This is a genomic window from Piscinibacter sp. PDB5-1 (assembly GCF_056676035.1).
On the sequence record NZ_JBWVZL010000002.1, the window covers coordinates 774,964 to 791,562 of the forward strand.

Here is a 16,599-nt window from a genome sequence, read left to right on the forward strand (position 1 = left end):
AAGGGACGCCCGTGTCCGACCTCTCGAACCAGCCCACCTCGCCGCTGCCGCTGCCCACGCTCGACCTCGTGCCGCTGGAGCCGGGCCACGGCGCCGACAAGGGCCGCCACGCCGGCTTTCGCTGGCCGACCCCGCCCTTCGCCAGCTACCCGGCCGAACAAGACCAGAACCAGGCGCACGGCTGCGAGATCCTCGCGCTCAACGGCCGGCGCATCGCGGGCCGGCTGACCTTCTTCGTGCCCGAAGAGCGCGTGGCCCACGTGCAGGCACCGCCCGCGCGCGTGACGATGCCGCTGCGCTTCGACCAGTTCCGCTCGCTGCGCATCACCGAGCCGCTGCACCCCATGCAGGCCAAGGCCGGCGACCTGGCGCACCTGAGCCCGCTGAACCAGCGCCCGCGCAGCCGCTACCGCATCACCATCGACGGCGGCGAGCCGATCGAGGGCGACACCATCGGCCACGTCGAGACCGGGCACGGGCTGTTTCTCTTTCCGCCGCTGGACGACAGCGGTGCCGTCGAACGCCTCTTTCTGCCGCGCGAGGCCTATGCCAGCGTCGAGATCGGCCAACGCATCGGCGAACTGCTGGTCGAGCAGAAGGCCGCCACGCCGCAGCAGGTGGCGCAGGCGGTGGACATGCAGAAGCAGCTGCGCGAGCAGAAGCTCGGCGACATCCTCGTGATGCGGCAGGTCGTGACGCCGCAGCAGCTGAGCGCAGCCATCGACAAGCAGGCGCGCATGCCCATGGTGCGCATTGGCGAGGCGCTGACCTCGCTGGGCCTGGTGAGCGAAACACAGCTGAAAGACGCGCTCGCACAGCAATCGCAAGACCGCAACGTGCCGCTGGGCGAGCTGCTGGTGCGCATGGGCATCGTCTCGCGCGAAGACCTGCAGACCGCGCTGGCCCGCAAGATGGGCTACCCGCTGGTGAACCTCGACGAGTTTCCGGTCGAGCCCGAGGCGATCCGCAAGCTGCCCTATGCCGTGGCCGTGCGCCTGCAGGCCATGCCGGTGATGATCCGCGAGGGCCGCCTGGTGGTGGCGATGGACGACCCGGTGCGCCGCCGCGCGGCCGTCGATGAAATCGAGTTCATCACGCAGATGAAGCCCGTGCCCGTGCTCGCGCAGGCGGCCAGCCTCGAAGACGCGCTCTTCAAGGCCTACGAAAAACTCGGCCTCGCCAGCATGCAGCGCTTCGTGCCGCCGAACGCGGCCGACCCGATCCCCTTCGAGCTGGACGACACCGACAAGCTGATCGAAACCCTCGAACGCGAAGACCTCGACCACGCCTCGCTCGAAGACGAGCGGCAGATCGAGCAGTCCGACAACTCGCTGGTCAAGCTGATCAACAGCATGATCATCGAGGCGCACAGCGACCATGTCTCCGACATCCACATCGAGAGCTACCCGGGCCGGCAGAAGATCCAGGTGCGCTTTCGCAAGGACGGCCTGCTGCGCACGCACCTGGAGCTGCCGCCGAACTACCGCAACGCGCTGATCGCCCGCATCAAGATCATGTGCGACCTCGACATCAGCGAGAAGCGCAAGCCGCAAGACGGCAAGATCAACTTCGCCAAGTTCTCCCCCAAGCACAAGATCGAGCTGCGGGTGGCGACCATCCCGACCAACGGCGGCCTCGAAGACGTGGTGATGCGGCTGCTCAGTTCGGCCAAGCCGATGCCCATCGACAACCTGGGCCTGAGCCCGCGCAACCTCGAGCACCTCAAGCAGGCCGTCGAGCGCCCCTACGGCATGGTGCTGTGCGTGGGGCCCACCGGCTCGGGCAAGACCACCACGCTGCACTCGGCGCTGAGCCACATCAACGTGCCCGAGCGCAAGATCTGGACCGCCGAAGACCCGGTCGAAATCACCCAGCCTGGCCTGCGCCAGGTGCAGGTCAACCCGAAGATCGACTGGACCTTCTCGAAGGCCTTGCGTGCCTTCCTGCGCGCCGACCCCGACGTGATCATGGTCGGCGAAATGCGCGACGAAGAGACCGCGCAGATGTGCATCGAAGCCTCGCTCACCGGCCACCTGGTGCTGAGCACGCTGCACACCAACAGCGCGCCCGAGACCGTGACCCGCCTGATCGACATCGGCCTCGACCCCTTCAACTTCGCCGATTCGCTCTTGGGCGTGCTGGCCCAGCGCCTGGTGCGCCGCCTGTGCAACCGCTGCCGCGTGTCACGCCCGGCGAGCGACGAAGAGGTCAACGAACTGCTCGACGACCACCTGCACGTGTGCCCGAGCGACCACCCCGAGTTCACCCGCGACAAGCTGCTCGCCGAATGGCTGCAACGCTTCGCGCGCGACGGCAAGCTGATGAGCTTTCACAGCCCCGGCTGCGAACACTGCGGCCACACGGGCTACAAGGGCCGCGCCGGCATCCACGAGCTGATGACGATCTCGCGCGACCTGCGAAGGCTGATCCAGACCCGGGCCCCGGCCGAGCAGTTGCAGCACTGCGCGCTGGAAGAAGGCATGCGCACGCTGCGGCAGGACGGGATCGAGAAGGTGCTGCAAGGCATCACCAGCCTGGCCGAGGTGCGGGCGACGAGCAATGTGTAGGTGAGGTGGGGCCTTCGAGTCCTCAGCCCAGCCCCAACGCCGCCTTCGCCCGCCCCAGCAAACGCCGCCGATCCTCCAACCCGTTCAAGCCGCCATTGATGCGCCGGGTGATCAGCGTGAGGTCGTCCGCATCGGCCAGCGCGTTGAGCTGCCGCCGCTCCCAGTACCAGCCGGCCACGTCCACGCACAGGCCCACATCGGTGGCCACCCGCTCGGGGTGATCGAGCAGCTCTTGCTCGCGCCCGACCGAGCGGCCGTACTCGGCATAGTTCGCCCGCCCCGTCAGCTGGATGAGCCCGCGCCCCTTGAAGCGCCGGCCATCGCCGGGCTGCGTGTTGCCCAGGTCGCGCCGGCCTTCGTAGGCCTCGCCGTTGGCGATCTCTTCACGAAAGCGCAGTTCGCCCGACTCGTGGCCGATCTGCGCCAGAAAGTGCGCCTGCCGCAGCGGCGTGCCCATGTCGCGCCGCGCCATCGTGGCTGCGATGGGGGCGGCCAGTTCGGCCACGTCGGCATCGCCCGCCCGCAGGTACACAAGTGCGATCAGCGTCGCGTCGATCTCGCCGCTCAAACCCTCGCACAGGCACGCGAAGGTCGCACCGCGCGGCTCGACCTGGCCGCTCGGCGTGGCCTCGCCCATCACGCGGCGCTGGAAGCCCATGATCGCGTTGAGCGTCTTGTTGCCGAACGAGCCGTCGCTCTTGAGCGCGCCTTCGTCGATGGCGAAGAGCCCGCGCTGCGCGGCGCGGTTGAGCAGGCGCTGCACCGTCTCGACGTCGTCGCGCCGGTTCGTGCAACGCACACCGACGGTGGCGTCGAGCAGGCCCCGGCCGCGCGCGGGCGGCGCCACCGCCGGCGCGGGTGCCACAACGGGCACTGAATCGACCACCCCACCCGGCGCCGGCGCACGCACCACGTCGGACACGCCCTCGCGCCGCTCGAAATGCGGCGTGTCCTTGAACGAGGTCCAGTTGCCACCCCAGCGGTTGGACGGGTCGAGCGACTCCCAGAAGTCGCCCAACGCGCGCAACTCGTCCACCGCGTAGGTGAGCTTGAGTTCGCCCCCGGGCAGTTCTTTGAAGAAGTTGAGGTCGATGGCCAGCCGCTTGAGGTGCTGGCTGTTCATGGTGGTGCTGCGGCCGTTCTGGATGTGCAGCGCCTGCTGCTCGGGCGTGCGGTACAGCTCGCCGCCCGAGGCGGCAAAACCCAGCTCCGAGGCCTTGCGGATCAGCTCGGCCACGTGCAGCAGAAACACGGCTTGTTCGCGGACCAGGCTCATGGGCGCCCCCCTGTCTTGCGCTGCGCGGCGTGGTCGGCCCCGCGGCTTGCGGCCCCGAAGAGGTGGTGCAAGGCCATCACCGACACGCCGAGCAGAAAGCCCAGCACGAGGAACACCAGTTCGCGCGACCCCGACTCGGCGTTGTGCCTGAACGCGGCGTGAAAGGCGAACACCCCCGTGGCGATCAAGACGCCCCAGGCGGCCAGCGCCGCAAAGCAGCCGGCGCCGCCGTCGTCGGCACTCTTCACCGCGAAGCCGGGTGCGGGGGGCGGGGATGCGGCCGTGCCGCCGTCGGCCGGTTCGCGGTCGAGGTGCAGGCCCAGCAGCAGGGGCTGGTGCTCCAGTTCGAAGGCCTTGAGCTGGGTCCACTGCGGTGGCGACAGGCCGGCATCGGCCAGGCCGTGGATGTCGAGGCCGGTGCCTTCGCGCACGGCGTCGGCCACCACCTGCCGGGCCGATGGCCCTGCGGTGGGGCTTCGGAAGGCGGCGGCCATCAGGTCCAGGCCCTGGCGCGACAGCGCGGTGGCGATGGCCTGGGCGGCGCGGTCTGAGATGGCGGCAGTCATGCAATCCCCCGGGGCCGACGGGCCCGCACCCATTGTTCGGCCGAGGGGCGCGCCGCGCAGCCCCTAACCCATGACTTGACCTGGGGGCCGCAAGCGGTGTTCCTTTCTCTTGCGGATGACGCCTCGCCGGCCGCTGCCTACAACGGAGACCTCATTCCACAACCCAGCCAGCGGAGGCCCCTCCATGAACCCGAACCTGCACGGCATCGACAACACCCTGACCACCGAGTCCACGCCACCTGCGTCCTGCGTGACGCGACTGCTCAGCCGCAAAGAGGCCGACGAGCGCGCGGTCATCGACAACGCCTTTCCCTTCGACTCGATGTTCGAAGGGCTGGGCCAGCAGGCCGACCAACGCCTGCACGAAGGGCCCGACACCGCCCGGCATCTGGTGCAGCTGGCGGCGTCGATGCGCGACGCGCAAGGGCCTCGCAACGCCAACAGCGGCATCGCCGCGGCCTACACCTACCTCGGCCAGTTCATCGACCACGACATCACGCGCACCGAGTTTCCGGGCCCGTTGCAGGCGCTGCAGGAAGAGGCCTTCCGCGCGGCCAAGCGCGGCGAGCCGGTGGCCCCGCTCGCGCCCGAACAGATCGCCCAGGCCGTGAACCGGCGCGTGCCCTCGCTCAACCTCGACAGCGTGCTGTCGTCGGCCGCGCCGCGCGACGCGGCCGGTGCGCTGGTGGTTGGCCCGGTGACCGCCGTGCCGGGGCTGAACCGCCCCACCCTGCCCTTCGACGAGCCGGCCGAGTGGGCCCCGCTGCACGACCTGCCGCGCCTGCCGCCGACGAGCGCCAACCAGGTGCTCGACCGGCAGGCTCAAATCGGCGATCCGCGCAACGACGAGAACCTGGCCGTGGCGCAGATGCACGTGGCCTTCCTGCGTGCGCACCGCCGGCTGGTGCGCGAACTCGGGCTCGCCCCGGCGCAGGCCGACCTTGAACTCGCACGCACCTTCCAGGCGCTGGTGCTCGATGACTTCCTGCCGCGCTTTTGCGACCCCGACATCGTGGCGGCCGTGCGCGCCGCACCGGGCCGCTTCTACCGCCCGTCCCGCGAGCGGCCGTACATGCCGCTGGAGTTTTCGGTCGCGGCCTTCCGCGCCGGCCACTCGATGGTGCGCGACGCCTACAACTACAACTCGGAGTTCTCGGGCGCCAATGGCACCCCGCGCGCCACCCTGGGCGACCTGTTCACCTTCACCGCCTTCAGCGGCACCAACCGGGGCGTGCCCACGCTGCCGCACAACTGGATCATCGACTGGACGCGCTGGGTGGACAAGGCGGACGGCAGCACCGACAACGCCGCGCGCGGCATCGACACGCACATCGCCGAGGCGCTCGAATCGATCCCGCAGCACCGCAACGTGCTCGCCGCCGACGCCGTGCCCGAACTCGCCTTGCGCAACCTGATGCGCGGCTACCTGCTGCGCCTGCCCACCGGGCAGGCCATCGCGGCGCGCATCCGCCAGGCGCTGCCCGAGGTGCCGCTGATGAGCGATGCCGACCTGATGGCCGTCGCCCAGACCGCGGGCGAGGCGCAGGCGATCGCGCTCTCGAACAGCAGCTTCGCCACGCGCACGCCGCTCTGGTACTACGTGCTCGCCGAGGCCTCGCACGTGGCGCGCACCCGGAAAGACCCGCGCAACCCCGACAAGCCCGCCTCGCACCTGGGCCCCGTGGGCAGCGTGATCGTCGCCGAGACGCTGGTGCAACTGGTGCGGCTGGCCGACAACAACGTCATCGATGCCGGGCCGGCCTGGCGACCGGCCTTCCCCACCGCCACCCCCGGCCAGGTGACGTTGGTGGACCTGTTCCGCCTCGCGAAGGTCTTTCCCGAGGCCTCCGCCGCGCGCGCGTGAGCCGGCCACGCCCCCACCGGAGTCCAACATGCAAGACAACTTCATTCACCGGCACATGTTCTCGACGTACATGAGCTTGCGACTGGGCATGGCGCTGCTGGCGCTGGTCTTTCCCGTGCTGCTGTTCGCGATCGGCTGGGCGCTCTACGGCATCGGCCTGGCACCCTCGATGAGCGCGTACTACTACGTGTCGCCCACCGACGACCCGCACCTGTATCCGATGCGCACCTGGCTGGTGGGCCTGCTGTTTGCCATCGGCGTGTTCCTGTACCTCTACAAGGGCTTCAGCAGGACCGAAAACGTCTTGCTTAATCTGGCGGGGGCGTCGGCCCTGGTGGTGGCGCTGGTGCCCACCGCGCGCGAGCCCGGCGGGCCGGCGCTCAGCGTGCACGGCGCGGCGGCGGTGCTGCTCTTCGTGCTGCTCGCCGTCGTGGCCCTGCATTGCGCGTGCAAGACGCTCGACTACCTGCCCGCGGCCCACCAGCACCTGAAACGCCGCTTCCTGCTCGGCTACCGCGTGATCGGCGCCCTCATGCTGGCCTCGCCCCTGCTCGCATGGGCGCTCACCTGGGCCGACCGCACGACCTACGTCTTCGTGGTCGAGGCGGTGGCCATCTGGGCCTTTGCGGCCTACTGGCTGGTCAAGAGCAAAGAGATGAGCCTCTCGCATGCCGAAGCCCGCGCGCTCGACGGCGAGGCCCCGCCCGCCGGGCCGTATGGGCACGGTGCGCCCGCCGCGCCTCCCCGCGCACCGGTCGTGCCCCACCAGCGGCCGCAGGTCGGCTGAGGATAGGGATTGCCCCGTCGCGGGGCACTGCGCACAGTCGTCCGTTCACGCACAGCACACACAGACAACAGGGGGAACGATGGCCACCGTGAACGGACGACAACTCGAAGCGCGGCTCGAAATCATGCACCGCGCGGCCGAGCGCTGGCGGGCGCGCACCGCAGCGCGCGAAACCGGCCTGCAAGAGATCGAACGGCGCGGCGTCGGCGCAGCCGACTCGCCCAAACGGCAGATGGAATACGCGCAGCGCATGCAGCGCGCCACGCTGTCGGCCCTGGGTGCGCGCTGGCACGAGGCCATCATCCGCGGCAACGACCTCGTCGCCTTCGCGCCCAGCGAGGTCTCGCGCGCGGCGGCGCGCCCGGTGGCACGCATCGTCACGCTGCCCGACTCGGGCTACCGCCCGCAGGGTGTGGCGACCGGCGTGGTCGTCAGCGCCTCGGGCCTGCTGCTGACCAATCACCACGTCTTTCCGAGCGCGGCCACGGTGCGCGGCCACGGCGCCAACTTTCGCCACACCGAAGACGAGAACGGCGTGGCCGACGGCCAGTACTTCGAACTCGACCCCGACCGCTTCTATCTGTCGAACGAGAAGCTCGACTTCGCGCTGGTGGCATTGAAGCCGAAGGGGCTGCAAGGCGAAACACTCGACTCCATCGGCTGGACCCGCCTGATCGAAGCCACCGGCAAGATCGTCACCGGCGAGCCGGTCAACATCATCCAGCACCCCGACGGCGGGCCACGCCGCTATGCCATCCGCAACAACCTGCTGGTGGACATCCTGCCCGAGGGCTACCTGCACTACGAGGCCGACACGCGGCCCGGGGCCTCGGGCTCGCCGCTGCTGAGCACGCGCTGGGAGTTGGTCGGCCTGCACCACAGCGCCGTGCCCTTCATGCGCGACGGGGCCGTCGTCACGCTGCGCGACGACGTGTTCGACCCCGAGCGCCACACGCTCGACGACATCCGCTGGATCGCCAACGAAGGCACGCGTGTGAGCTTCATCGTCGAGGCCTTGCGCACGCACCGCTTCGACGACGCCGCGCACGCCTTGCTGTTGAAAGAACTGCTCGACTCCACCCTCGACCCGCTGGCCGTGGAGGCTGCCCCGGTCGCATCGCCCGAAGTCCGCGTGCCCGGGGCCGGCGCCACCTTGCCCGCGCTGGCGGTGTCTGCAGGCCACGGCCACAGCTTCCACCTGAACGGTCCCACGACGATCCACGTCTACAGCGCGGCCGGCACTGCGTCCGCACCACTGCCCAGCCCGGCGACGTCCCCGCCAGCCCCGGCACCAGACGCCGCCTTCGAAGAAAAGGCGCTCGTCTTCGACCCCGACTACACACGCCGCAAGGGCTACAAGCCGAGCTTCCTCGGCCGCAGCCTGCCGCTGCCGCGCATCGCCCCCGAACGACTCGACGAGGTCTACAGCGTGGCCGACTACCAAGCCCACCTCGACAGCGACCGCACGGTGCCCGAGATCGACACCAGCAAGCTCGACGCCGACGAGCCCTTCCTGCTGCACTACCACCACTACACGCTGGCCTTCAACAAGAAGCACGCGATGTGCATGTGGACCGCGTCGAACTGCGACTACCGCGACCTGATGCGCCAAGACCCGCGCTCACGCGCGCAATTCGGCGGCGAGAACTGGCGCGCCGACCCACGCGTGCCGCGCGAGATGCAACTGCTCGACGGCGACATCTACAAGGCCGCCACGCGCGTGGACCGCGGCCACATCGTGCGCCGAGAAGACAACTGCTGGGGCGAGGCCGGCCTGCCGACCGAGTACGGCAACTCCGACACCTACCACTACACCAACTGCACGCCGCAGCACGAAGCCTTCAACCAAGAACGCCCGAGCGACAAGAGCAGACCCCGCGAGCACGACTACAGCGCGCTCGGCGTGAGCGGCATCTGGGGCCGCTTCGAGGCGGCCGTGGCCAAGCAGATCGAAGCCAGCGGCGGCCAGGCCACCGTGTTCGCCGGCCCGGTGCTGAAAGACTTCATCGACAGCCGCGACTGGGGCAGTGGCCGCGTGCGCACCCCCCGCAAGTTCTGGAAGGTCATCGTCGTGCCCGAAGGGCGCGGCCGGCGCGCCAGGCTGCTGGCCTATGGCTACGTGTTCGACCAGTCGAACGTGGTGCGCCGTTTCGGCCTGACCTTCGAAGAAGCCCTCGCGCTGCCCGAGTTCAAGGGCCAGCGCAAAACCCTGGCCGACATCTCGGCGCTGAGCGGGGTGCTGTTTCCCGAAGAGCTGCACAACGCCGAGCAGCCGCTGGGTTGATGAGTGGCGGGTGGGCTGGGGCGGGGTGCACGGAGCCGTGCACCGGCCTGACAACCACTTCGCGCCGATCCCGGCCGCGAAAAACAACCGCACAAAGAAAAACGCCCCAGAGGCGTCAACCTCTGAGGCGTTGTTCTAGAACACTTTGTTCTGGTGCGGCTGGCAGGATTCGAACCCACGACCCCTTGGTTCGTAGCCAAGTACTCTATCCAACTGAGCTACAGCCGCTGAGCCTCGCAGTATAGCACGGCATTTCCGATTTCAAACACGCGCTGCAGACTCATAGCAACGCGCTGCCCTTTCCGTGTCGGATTGGTCTTCGGCCAGACGCGCCAAAGCAAGCCATGCCTTACGACGCGACGCCGCCGGCAAGGCCTCGTGGGCAGCGGCTTGTTCAAGCAGGCCGCGCGCCTTGCCCCACAGCTGGCGGTCGGCCAAGGCGCAGCCGACGGCATGCGCCACGGCCGGCTCGCGCGGGTAGTCGCGCACGGCCGCTTCGAGCTTGGGCAGCCACTCGGGGCCGATGCCTTCCACACAGGCGACCAGGCCTTGCGACAACGCGGCCCGGCCATCGGGCGTCAACTCGGCGAGCCGGTCCCAGAACGGGCGCAGCCAGGGCCGCGCTTCAGACGCAGCGCCATGCGCGGCCATGCGGATGGCTGCGCGCGCAGCCACAAAGGGGTCGCGCCGATCCGCGGGGTCGAGCGCACTCCAGACCCGGCGCACCTGGTCGGCGTCGCGCGCAGCATCGAGCGACTCGAAGGCCAGCGAACGCAGCAAGCCCTCGGCGGCTTCTTTCGATATGCCCTGGTGCTTGGCCAGCAAGCGTGCGGTCTTCAGCGCCTCTTGCGGCTGCTGGGCCAGTCGCGTGGCCTGCAGCTTGAGGCGCAGCGCGTGCGTGCGGCGCGACACACCAGGCGGCAACTCGCCCAGCAGCTCCAACGCACGGGGTGCATCGCGGTCGTCAAGCGCCCATTCGGCCGCCAGCAGGCGTGCGCCTTCGTAGGCGGGCTTGGCCAGCGCGCTGCGACTCGTGAGTTCGAGCGCGCGTTGCAGTTGCTCGTCGCGCCGGGCGCGGTCTTGCAGGCGGTGCAGGCTGCCGGCGGCCAGCAGGTGGCCGAGCGCGGTGAAGTCGCCGTCTTGCGCGAGGTCAGGCGTGTCGTCCTGGATGGTCAGCGCCCGTTGCGCGGCCTTGTGCGCACGGCTGTATCGCCCGCCGAAATACTGTGCCAAGGCTTCACGCAGCGCGGCCTGCGCGGTGCGGTCGCGGCGGGCCACGCGCCATTCGTGCGCCCGCCGCGGCAGGCCGATCAACACATTCACCGCCTGGATCAAGGTGACCAGCGCAAAGCAGGTCAGCACCAGGGCGATGAGGAAGAGATTCATCGACACGTCCATGCGCCAGCCGGCCCAGTACAGGCTGACGAGGCCGTCGTTGGTGCCCAGCGCCGTGGCCGCGACCACGGCGGCCGCGAACAGCAAGATGAACCAGATGACGGCGCGCATGCTCGGCGGTCAGCGCCCGGCCGCGGTGGCCGTCAGCGCGGCCAGCGTTTCATCGGGGCGCGGCAGCGACACCTGCTGCGCACTCGCCGCGACCTGCCGCACCAGCTCGGTCGCCAGCGTCGTGCGTCGGGCGTTGCGGTCGAAGTAGCGCGCGAGCAGGTTCTCGACATCCTGCAGGTCGCTCTTGGCCGAATCGAACTGGCGGCTCAGCAGCGCGAGGCGCGCATTGAGCAGGCGCAGCTTGACGTTTTCGCGCAAGAAGAACGCCTGCTCAGGGGCGAGCAGCATGGCGTCGGGATGCTCGATGCGCGTCACGCGCACCAGCGCGCGGGTTTCGCCCCACACGCGGTCGAGCACGCCATTCCAGCCGTTGACGACGCTGCCGGTCCAGCCCGTCGAGGCCGGGGCGCTGGCCGGCGTGGCCACAGCCGCCGCCTTGCCCGGCTTGGGCGGCAGGGCCTGCGACAGCATCGGCAGGTCATCGACCAGGCGCACGGCTTCGTCGAGCTTGATGCCGAGCGCCGAGATGTCGGCGACGCCGACCGCCTTCACGCGGTCGAGGTCGCGTGCGATGGCTCGGCGCACGCGTTCGAGGCGCGGTTGGCTGTGGCGCGCGAGGCGTTCATCGGCCTGCTTGAGCGCGGCCACCAGCGGCTCGGCACTGCCGGTCAGGGCCGATTGCTGCTGCGCCACACGCAAGGCCGCGTCGATGTCGCCCAGCACGTTTTCATCGCGCGAGCGTGACAGCGACTGGATCAGCTCTTCGAGCTGCGAGCGCTGCACCGTCACCTCGGCCAGGCGCGCTTCGAGCAGGGCCACCTTGGCGGCGCTTTCGAGCGAGGCCTCTTGCGCCTGCTTGGCGAGCATGCGCGCCTCTTCGGACTGGCTCTGGCTGCTCTGCTGGCGGCGCACCAGCTCTTGCTCGACCTTGCGCAAGCGCTGCTGGGTGCTCCAGGCCATCACGAGGCTGGCGACGAGCAGCAGCAAGAGCACGCCCACCACCACCTGGCGCACAGGCAACGCACGGCGCGGCACGGCGGGGGCGGCCGTGACCACGGGGCTTTCGAGGGATGGCAAGGGCTCGCTCACGATGCGCGGGATTGTATGCAGGCCACCACGTCATCAAAGCTTGGACGGGCTTCTTCAACCCGCCCGAAACCCGCGTGGCGCGCGGCTTCGGCAATGCGCGGGTGGGTGGCGAGCGCGTGGCTCTCGGACCAATCGGCCCCCAGGTGCAGGTGGCACAGGTTGGCGATGGCCTCGGAGCTGCTGAAGAACCACAGGTGCGCCTCGGGCTCGTCGAGCGCCTCGTCGATCAGGCCGCGCACGTGGGGCGTGGGCAGCGGCGCGGCCCGCCGGTAGGCCGAGACGAATTCGACCGTGGCACCGGCGGTGCGCAACTGGTCGGCCAGCCAGTCGCGGCCGCTTTCGCCGCGCACGATCAACACCCGCGTGCCGGACCACGGCCGATGTTCGAGCTGCTGCCACAGCGATTCGGAATCAAACCGCAGCGCATCGGCAGGCGGCTCGACGACCGACTCACGCGGCACACCCGCGGCCAGCAACGCCAGCGTCGTACCCGGGCCGGGTGACGCGGCGATCACCTGCGCTGGCCAATGCGCCATGTCAGCGGGTCGCAGCGCGAAGAAGTGCTCGACCGCGTTCGGACTCACGAAGAAGGCCATGCGCATCGACGGCAAGGCCTGCCATGCACGCTGCACCTCGGCCGGGTCGGCCGCTGGGGCGATGTCGATCAGCGGCAGCACGCGGGCGTCGATGCCCTTGGCGCGCAAGCCCTCGGCCCAGGCCTGGGCCTGCGCGGCCGGACGGGTGACCAGCACACGCATCGCAGAGGTCAAAGCGCCGCGAGGTAGTCGGCGGCGCCGGCTTCGCGCAAGGCAGCCGCGGCCCGTTCACCCAGCGCGCGCGCCTGCGCGTCGTTGGTCACCGGGGCCGACACGGTGGCGCGCAGCAGGGCGCGCTCGGTGTGTTCGGCATGGCCCAGGGCCACGGCCACATGCAGGTCGGCGCCGTGCCAGGTGGCGTACGCCGCCAGCGGCATGCTGCAGCTGCCGCCCAGCGCGCGCGACACCGCGCGCTCGGCCTGCACCGACAGCCAGGTCGGCATGTGCGTCAACGTGGCCAGTTGCTCGCGCAAGGCGGTCGCGTCTTCGCGCACTTCGAGGCCCAGGGCGCCCTGGCCGGCCGACGGGATCATCTGCTCGGGGTCGAACAGGCTGCGGATGCGCGCCGCGAGGCCCAGGCGCTTCAGGCCGGCCGCCGCCAGCACGATGGCGTCGTACTGGCCTTCGTCGAGCTTGCGCAGCCGGGTGTCGAGGTTGCCGCGCAGGGGCTCGACCCGCAGGTCGGGCCGCACGCTGCGCAACTGCACCACGCGGCGCAGGCTCGAGGTGCCGACACACGCGCCCTGCGGCAGCTCGGCCAGCGAGGCGTACTTCGGCGAGACCAGCGCATCGCGCGGGTCTTCGCGTTCGAGCACGGCGCCGAGCACGAAGCCCTCGGGCAAATCCATCGGCACGTCTTTGAGCGAGTGCACCGCGAGGTGCGCCCGCCCCTCTTCGAGCGCGGCTTCGAGTTCTTTCACGAACAGCCCCTTGCCGCCGACCTTCGACAGCGTGCGGTCGAGGATCTGGTCGCCGCGCGTCGTCATGCCGAGCAGGCCCACCGTATGGCCGAAACGCTGTTGCAAGAGATCGCGCACATGCTCGGCCTGCCAGAGGGCAAGGCGGCTTTCTCGGGTGGCGATCAGGAGGGAGGACGGGGTCGAAGCAGGCATCGCGGGATGCTAGCAGGGGCGCCACGCAGCGAGACGTCTTGCAGGCGACCTTCGCCCTCTCGGCGATGGACCCACGCCCCGCCTGGCACGAAGCTCGCACTACGATCGGCCACCGCCCCCGAACGAGGACACGCATGCCCCGCGCCGCCCGAGCCCCTGCCTTGAAGACGCCCTTGCCCAACGCCTCGGCCGCCGACAGCGCCGCGAAGAACCAGGCCCTGGTCGCGGACATCCGCCTGCTCGGACGCATCCTCGGCGACGTGATCCGCGAGCACGAGGGGCAGGCGGCCTTCGAGCTGGTCGAACGCGTGCGGCAGCTGTCGGTGGCCTATCGCCTCAAGAGCGACGCCCAGGCCGGCAAGGCGCTCGACCGCCTGCTCAAGAACCTGAGCGGCGACCAGACGGTGAGCGTCATCCGCGCGTTCAGCTATTTCTCGCACCTCGCCAACATCGCCGAAGACCGCCACCACGTGCGCCGCCGCGAGCACCACGAGCGCCGCGGCGACCTACACGAAGGCTCGCTCGCGATGAGCTTCGAGCGCCTGGCGAAGGCCGGCCTGCGGGCCGACGACATCGGCGACGCGCTGCGCCATGCGTACATCTCGCCGGTGCTCACGGCCCACCCGACCGAGGTGCAGCGCAAGAGCATCCTCGATGCCGAGCGGGCGATCGCCGAGCTGATCGGCCAACGCGACGAGTTGCATGCCGAACGCGCGCTCGCCGACAACGAAGCCCTGCTGCGCGCCCGCGTCACGCAGCTCTGGCAGACGCGCATGCTGCGCTACACCAAGCTCACGGTGGCCGACGAGATCGAGAACGCGCTGAGTTATTACCAGACCACGTTCCTTCGGCAGATTCCCAAGCTCTACCGCGAGGTCGAAGACGCGCTGCCCGGCCAGACGCTCACGCCCTTCTTCCGCATGGGCAACTGGATCGGCGGCGACCGCGACGGCAACCCCAACGTCAGCGCCGACACCTTGCAGATGGCCCTGCGGCGGCAGGCCGAGGTCGTGCTGCGCTTCTACCTGACCGAGGTGCACGAGCTGGGCGCCGAGCTGTCGATCTCGGCCCTGCTCGCGCCGGTGACGGCCGAGATGCAGGCGCTGGCCGGGCGTTCACCCGACCACAACGCGCACCGCGAAGACGAGCCCTACCGCCGCGCGCTGATCGGCATGTATGCGCGACTCGCCGCCACGCTGCACGCGCTGACCGGCACCGAAGCGTTGCGCCATGCGGTGGCGCCACAAGACCCGTACGCGACGAGCGATGAGTTCTTGGCCGACCTGCGCGTGATCGAGGCCTCGCTGCTGTCGCACCGTGCCAGCGCGCTGGTCAATCCGCGCCTGCGGCCCTTGATGCGCGCGGTGCAGGTGTTCGGCTTTCACCTGGCGACGGTGGACTTGCGGCAAAGCTCCGACAAACACGAGGCCGTGGTCGCCGAGCTGCTGCGGGTGGCGCGCATCGAAGCCGACTACAGCGCCCTCGACGAAGCCGCGCGCCGCGCGCTGCTGCTGCAGCTGCTGAACGAAGCACGGCCCTTGCGCGTGCGGGCCGCGGCGTATTCAGAGCTGGCGCAAAGCGAACTGGCGATCTTCGAAGCCGCGTTCGTGGCCCGCCAGCGCTTCGGCCGCGAGGCGCTGCGCCACTGCATCATTTCGCACACCGAGGCCGTGAGCGACCTGCTCGAAGTGCTGCTGCTGCAAAAAGAAGTGGGCCTTTTGCGCGGCACGCTCGACGCGGTGGCCGAGGCCGACCTGATCGTCTCGCCGCTGTTCGAGACCATCGGCGACCTGCGCAACGCGGCGCCGATCATGCGCGAGTACTACGCGCTGCCGGGCATCGCGCAGATGATCCAGCGCGGCGGTAGCGAGCAGGACATCATGCTCGGCTACAGCGACAGCAACAAAGACGGAGGCACCTTCACCAGCAATTGGGAGCTGTACGAAGCCGAGATCGCGCTGGTCGCGCTGTTCGATGGATTGCGCGCGCAATACGGCATCACGCTGCGCATGTTCCATGGCCGGGGCGGCACGGTCGGGCGCGGCGGCGGCCCGAGCTACCAGGCCATCCTCGCGCAACCCCCGGGCACGGTGAATGGCCAACTGCGCCTGACCGAGCAAGGCGAGGTGATCGCCTCGAAGTACGCCCACCCCGAGATCGGCCGCCGCAACCTCGAAACGCTGGTGGCCGCGACGCTCGAAGCCACGCTGCTGCACCCGACCAAGAGCGCGCCGAAGGCTTTTCTCGATGCCGCACGGCGTTTGAGCGACGCCAGCTTCCGCGCCTACCGCCAACTGGTCTACGAAACGCCGGGCTTCACCGACTACTTCTTCTCGGCCACGCCGATCCGCGAGATTGCCGAGCTGAACATCGGCTCGCGGCCGGCCTCGCGCAAGGCCACGCGCGCCATCGAGGACCTGCGCGCGATTCCCTGGAGCTTCAGCTGGGGCCAGTGCCGCGTCGCGCTGCCGGGCTGGTGCGGCTTCGGCTCGGCGGTCGAGGCCTTCATCGCCGAGGGTGACCGCGACGAGCGCATCGCGCTGCTCAAGCGCATGCACAAGCAGTGGCCCTTCTTTCGCACGCTGCTGAGCAACCTCGACATGGTGCTCGCCAAGAGCGACCTGCACATCGCCGCGCGCTATGTCGAGCTGGTCGAAGACAAGAAGCTCGGCAAGCGCATCTTCGGCCTGATCCAGGCCGAGTGGCAGCGCACGCAAGACGCGATGACGCTGATCACCGGCGAGGCCAAGCGCCTGCAGTCGAACCCGTCGCTGGCGCGCTCGATCGAACACCGCTTTCCCTACCTCGACCCGCTGAACCACCTGCAGGTCGAGCTGATGCGACGCTACCGCCGCACGCGAGAAGGCGAGGCGGTGAACGAGCGCGTGCAGCGCGGCATCCACATCTCGATCAACGGCATCGCGGCGGGTTTGCGCAATACCGGGTAGAGGT

11 protein-coding genes and 1 tRNA gene are annotated in these 16,599 nt (G+C 69.6%); 5 read left to right on the top strand and 7 right to left on the bottom strand.

Annotated features, from left to right (window positions below; genetic code table 11):
* Window positions 1-11 precede the first annotated feature (11 nt).
* On the top strand, window positions 12-2,567 hold the full coding sequence (locus AC1KAT_RS10890; protein WP_480325692.1) for a GspE/PulE family protein: 2,556 nt from the start codon (window positions 12-14) through the stop codon (window positions 2,565-2,567).
* A 22-nt stretch (window positions 2,568-2,589) separates the two neighbouring features.
* Here AC1KAT_RS10890 and AC1KAT_RS10895 read toward each other — a convergent pair whose 3' ends face one another.
* Both AC1KAT_RS10895 and AC1KAT_RS10900 read right to left on the bottom strand, forming a co-directional pair.
* Window positions 2,590-3,843 carry a M15 family metallopeptidase gene (locus AC1KAT_RS10895; protein ID WP_480325694.1) on the bottom strand — a complete coding sequence of 418 codons (1,254 nt, stop codon included), beginning with the start codon at window positions 3,841-3,843 and terminating at the stop codon, window positions 2,590-2,592.
* Complete coding sequence (locus AC1KAT_RS10900; protein WP_480325696.1) at window positions 3,840-4,409, bottom strand: hypothetical protein; 570 nt, start codon at window positions 4,407-4,409, stop codon at window positions 3,840-3,842. The genes AC1KAT_RS10895 and AC1KAT_RS10900 overlap by 4 nt, the downstream gene beginning before the upstream one ends.
* Before the next feature lie 184 nt (window positions 4,410-4,593).
* Here AC1KAT_RS10900 and AC1KAT_RS10905 point away from each other — a divergent pair, with 184 nt between their 5' ends.
* The 3 genes from AC1KAT_RS10905 (at window position 4,594) to AC1KAT_RS10915 (ending at window position 9,344) form a co-directional block, all read left to right on the top strand.
* Window positions 4,594-6,273 (top strand): peroxidase family protein, encoded by a 1,680-nt coding sequence (locus AC1KAT_RS10905; RefSeq protein WP_480325698.1) that lies wholly within the window; start codon window positions 4,594-4,596, stop codon window positions 6,271-6,273.
* 28 nt (window positions 6,274-6,301) lie between these two features.
* Complete coding sequence (locus AC1KAT_RS10910; RefSeq protein ID WP_480325700.1) at window positions 6,302-7,060, top strand: hypothetical protein; 759 nt, start codon at window positions 6,302-6,304, stop codon at window positions 7,058-7,060.
* Window positions 7,061-7,148: 88 nt separating this feature from the next.
* Window positions 7,149-9,344, top strand: coding sequence for a DNA/RNA non-specific endonuclease (locus tag AC1KAT_RS10915; protein ID WP_480325702.1), 2,196 nt, complete (start codon window positions 7,149-7,151; stop codon window positions 9,342-9,344).
* Window positions 9,345-9,495: 151 nt separating this feature from the next.
* On the opposite strand, the gene AC1KAT_RS10920 is transcribed toward AC1KAT_RS10915, so the two are convergent.
* The 5 genes from AC1KAT_RS10920 to hemC form a co-directional block, all read right to left on the bottom strand.
* A tRNA-Arg gene (locus AC1KAT_RS10920) sits at window positions 9,496-9,572 on the bottom strand.
* Window positions 9,573-9,605: 33 nt separating this feature from the next.
* Window positions 9,606-10,850, bottom strand: a complete 1,245-nt coding sequence (locus tag AC1KAT_RS10925; protein ID WP_480325704.1) for a heme biosynthesis HemY N-terminal domain-containing protein — start codon at window positions 10,848-10,850, stop codon at window positions 9,606-9,608.
* A 9-nt stretch (window positions 10,851-10,859) separates the two neighbouring features.
* Entirely contained in the window at window positions 10,860-11,939 is a 1,080-nt protein-coding gene (locus AC1KAT_RS10930) for a uroporphyrinogen-III C-methyltransferase (protein WP_480325706.1), read from the bottom strand.
* The gene (locus AC1KAT_RS10935; protein WP_480325708.1) at window positions 11,936-12,697 is read right to left on the bottom strand and encodes a uroporphyrinogen-III synthase; all 762 of its coding nucleotides are present in this window, start codon (window positions 12,695-12,697) and stop codon (window positions 11,936-11,938) included. The genes AC1KAT_RS10930 and AC1KAT_RS10935 overlap by 4 nt, the downstream gene beginning before the upstream one ends.
* An 8-nt stretch (window positions 12,698-12,705) precedes the next feature.
* Window positions 12,706-13,647 carry a hydroxymethylbilane synthase gene (gene hemC, locus AC1KAT_RS10940; RefSeq protein WP_480325710.1) on the bottom strand — a complete coding sequence of 314 codons (942 nt, stop codon included), beginning with the start codon at window positions 13,645-13,647 and terminating at the stop codon, window positions 12,706-12,708.
* Between the two features lie 134 nt (window positions 13,648-13,781).
* On the opposite strand from hemC, the gene ppc reads away from it, so the two are divergent.
* Entirely contained in the window at window positions 13,782-16,595 is a 2,814-nt protein-coding gene (gene ppc, locus AC1KAT_RS10945) for a phosphoenolpyruvate carboxylase (protein ID WP_480325712.1), read from the top strand.
* Window positions 16,596-16,599: the final 4 nt, after the last annotated feature.

Bases quoted from the DNA above. Each gene is read 5' to 3' on its own strand.
- AC1KAT_RS10895 (WP_480325694.1), bottom strand. From the start codon at position 3,843: ATGAGCCTGGTCCGCGAACAAGCCGTGTTTCTGCTGCACGTGGCCGAG.
- AC1KAT_RS10900 (WP_480325696.1), bottom strand. From the start codon at position 4,409: ATGACTGCCGCCATCTCAGACCGCGCCGCCCAGGCCATCGCCACCGCG.
- AC1KAT_RS10905 (WP_480325698.1), top strand. From the start codon at position 4,594: ATGAACCCGAACCTGCACGGCATCGACAACACCCTGACCACCGAGTCC.
- AC1KAT_RS10910 (WP_480325700.1), top strand. From the start codon at position 6,302: ATGCAAGACAACTTCATTCACCGGCACATGTTCTCGACGTACATGAGC.
- AC1KAT_RS10925 (WP_480325704.1), bottom strand. From the start codon at position 10,850: ATGCGCGCCGTCATCTGGTTCATCTTGCTGTTCGCGGCCGCCGTGGTC.
- AC1KAT_RS10935 (WP_480325708.1), bottom strand. From the start codon at position 12,697: ATGCGTGTGCTGGTCACCCGTCCGGCCGCGCAGGCCCAGGCCTGGGCC.
- hemC (WP_480325710.1), bottom strand. From the start codon at position 13,647: ATGCCTGCTTCGACCCCGTCCTCCCTCCTGATCGCCACCCGAGAAAGC.
- ppc (WP_480325712.1), top strand. From the start codon at position 13,782: ATGCCCCGCGCCGCCCGAGCCCCTGCCTTGAAGACGCCCTTGCCCAAC.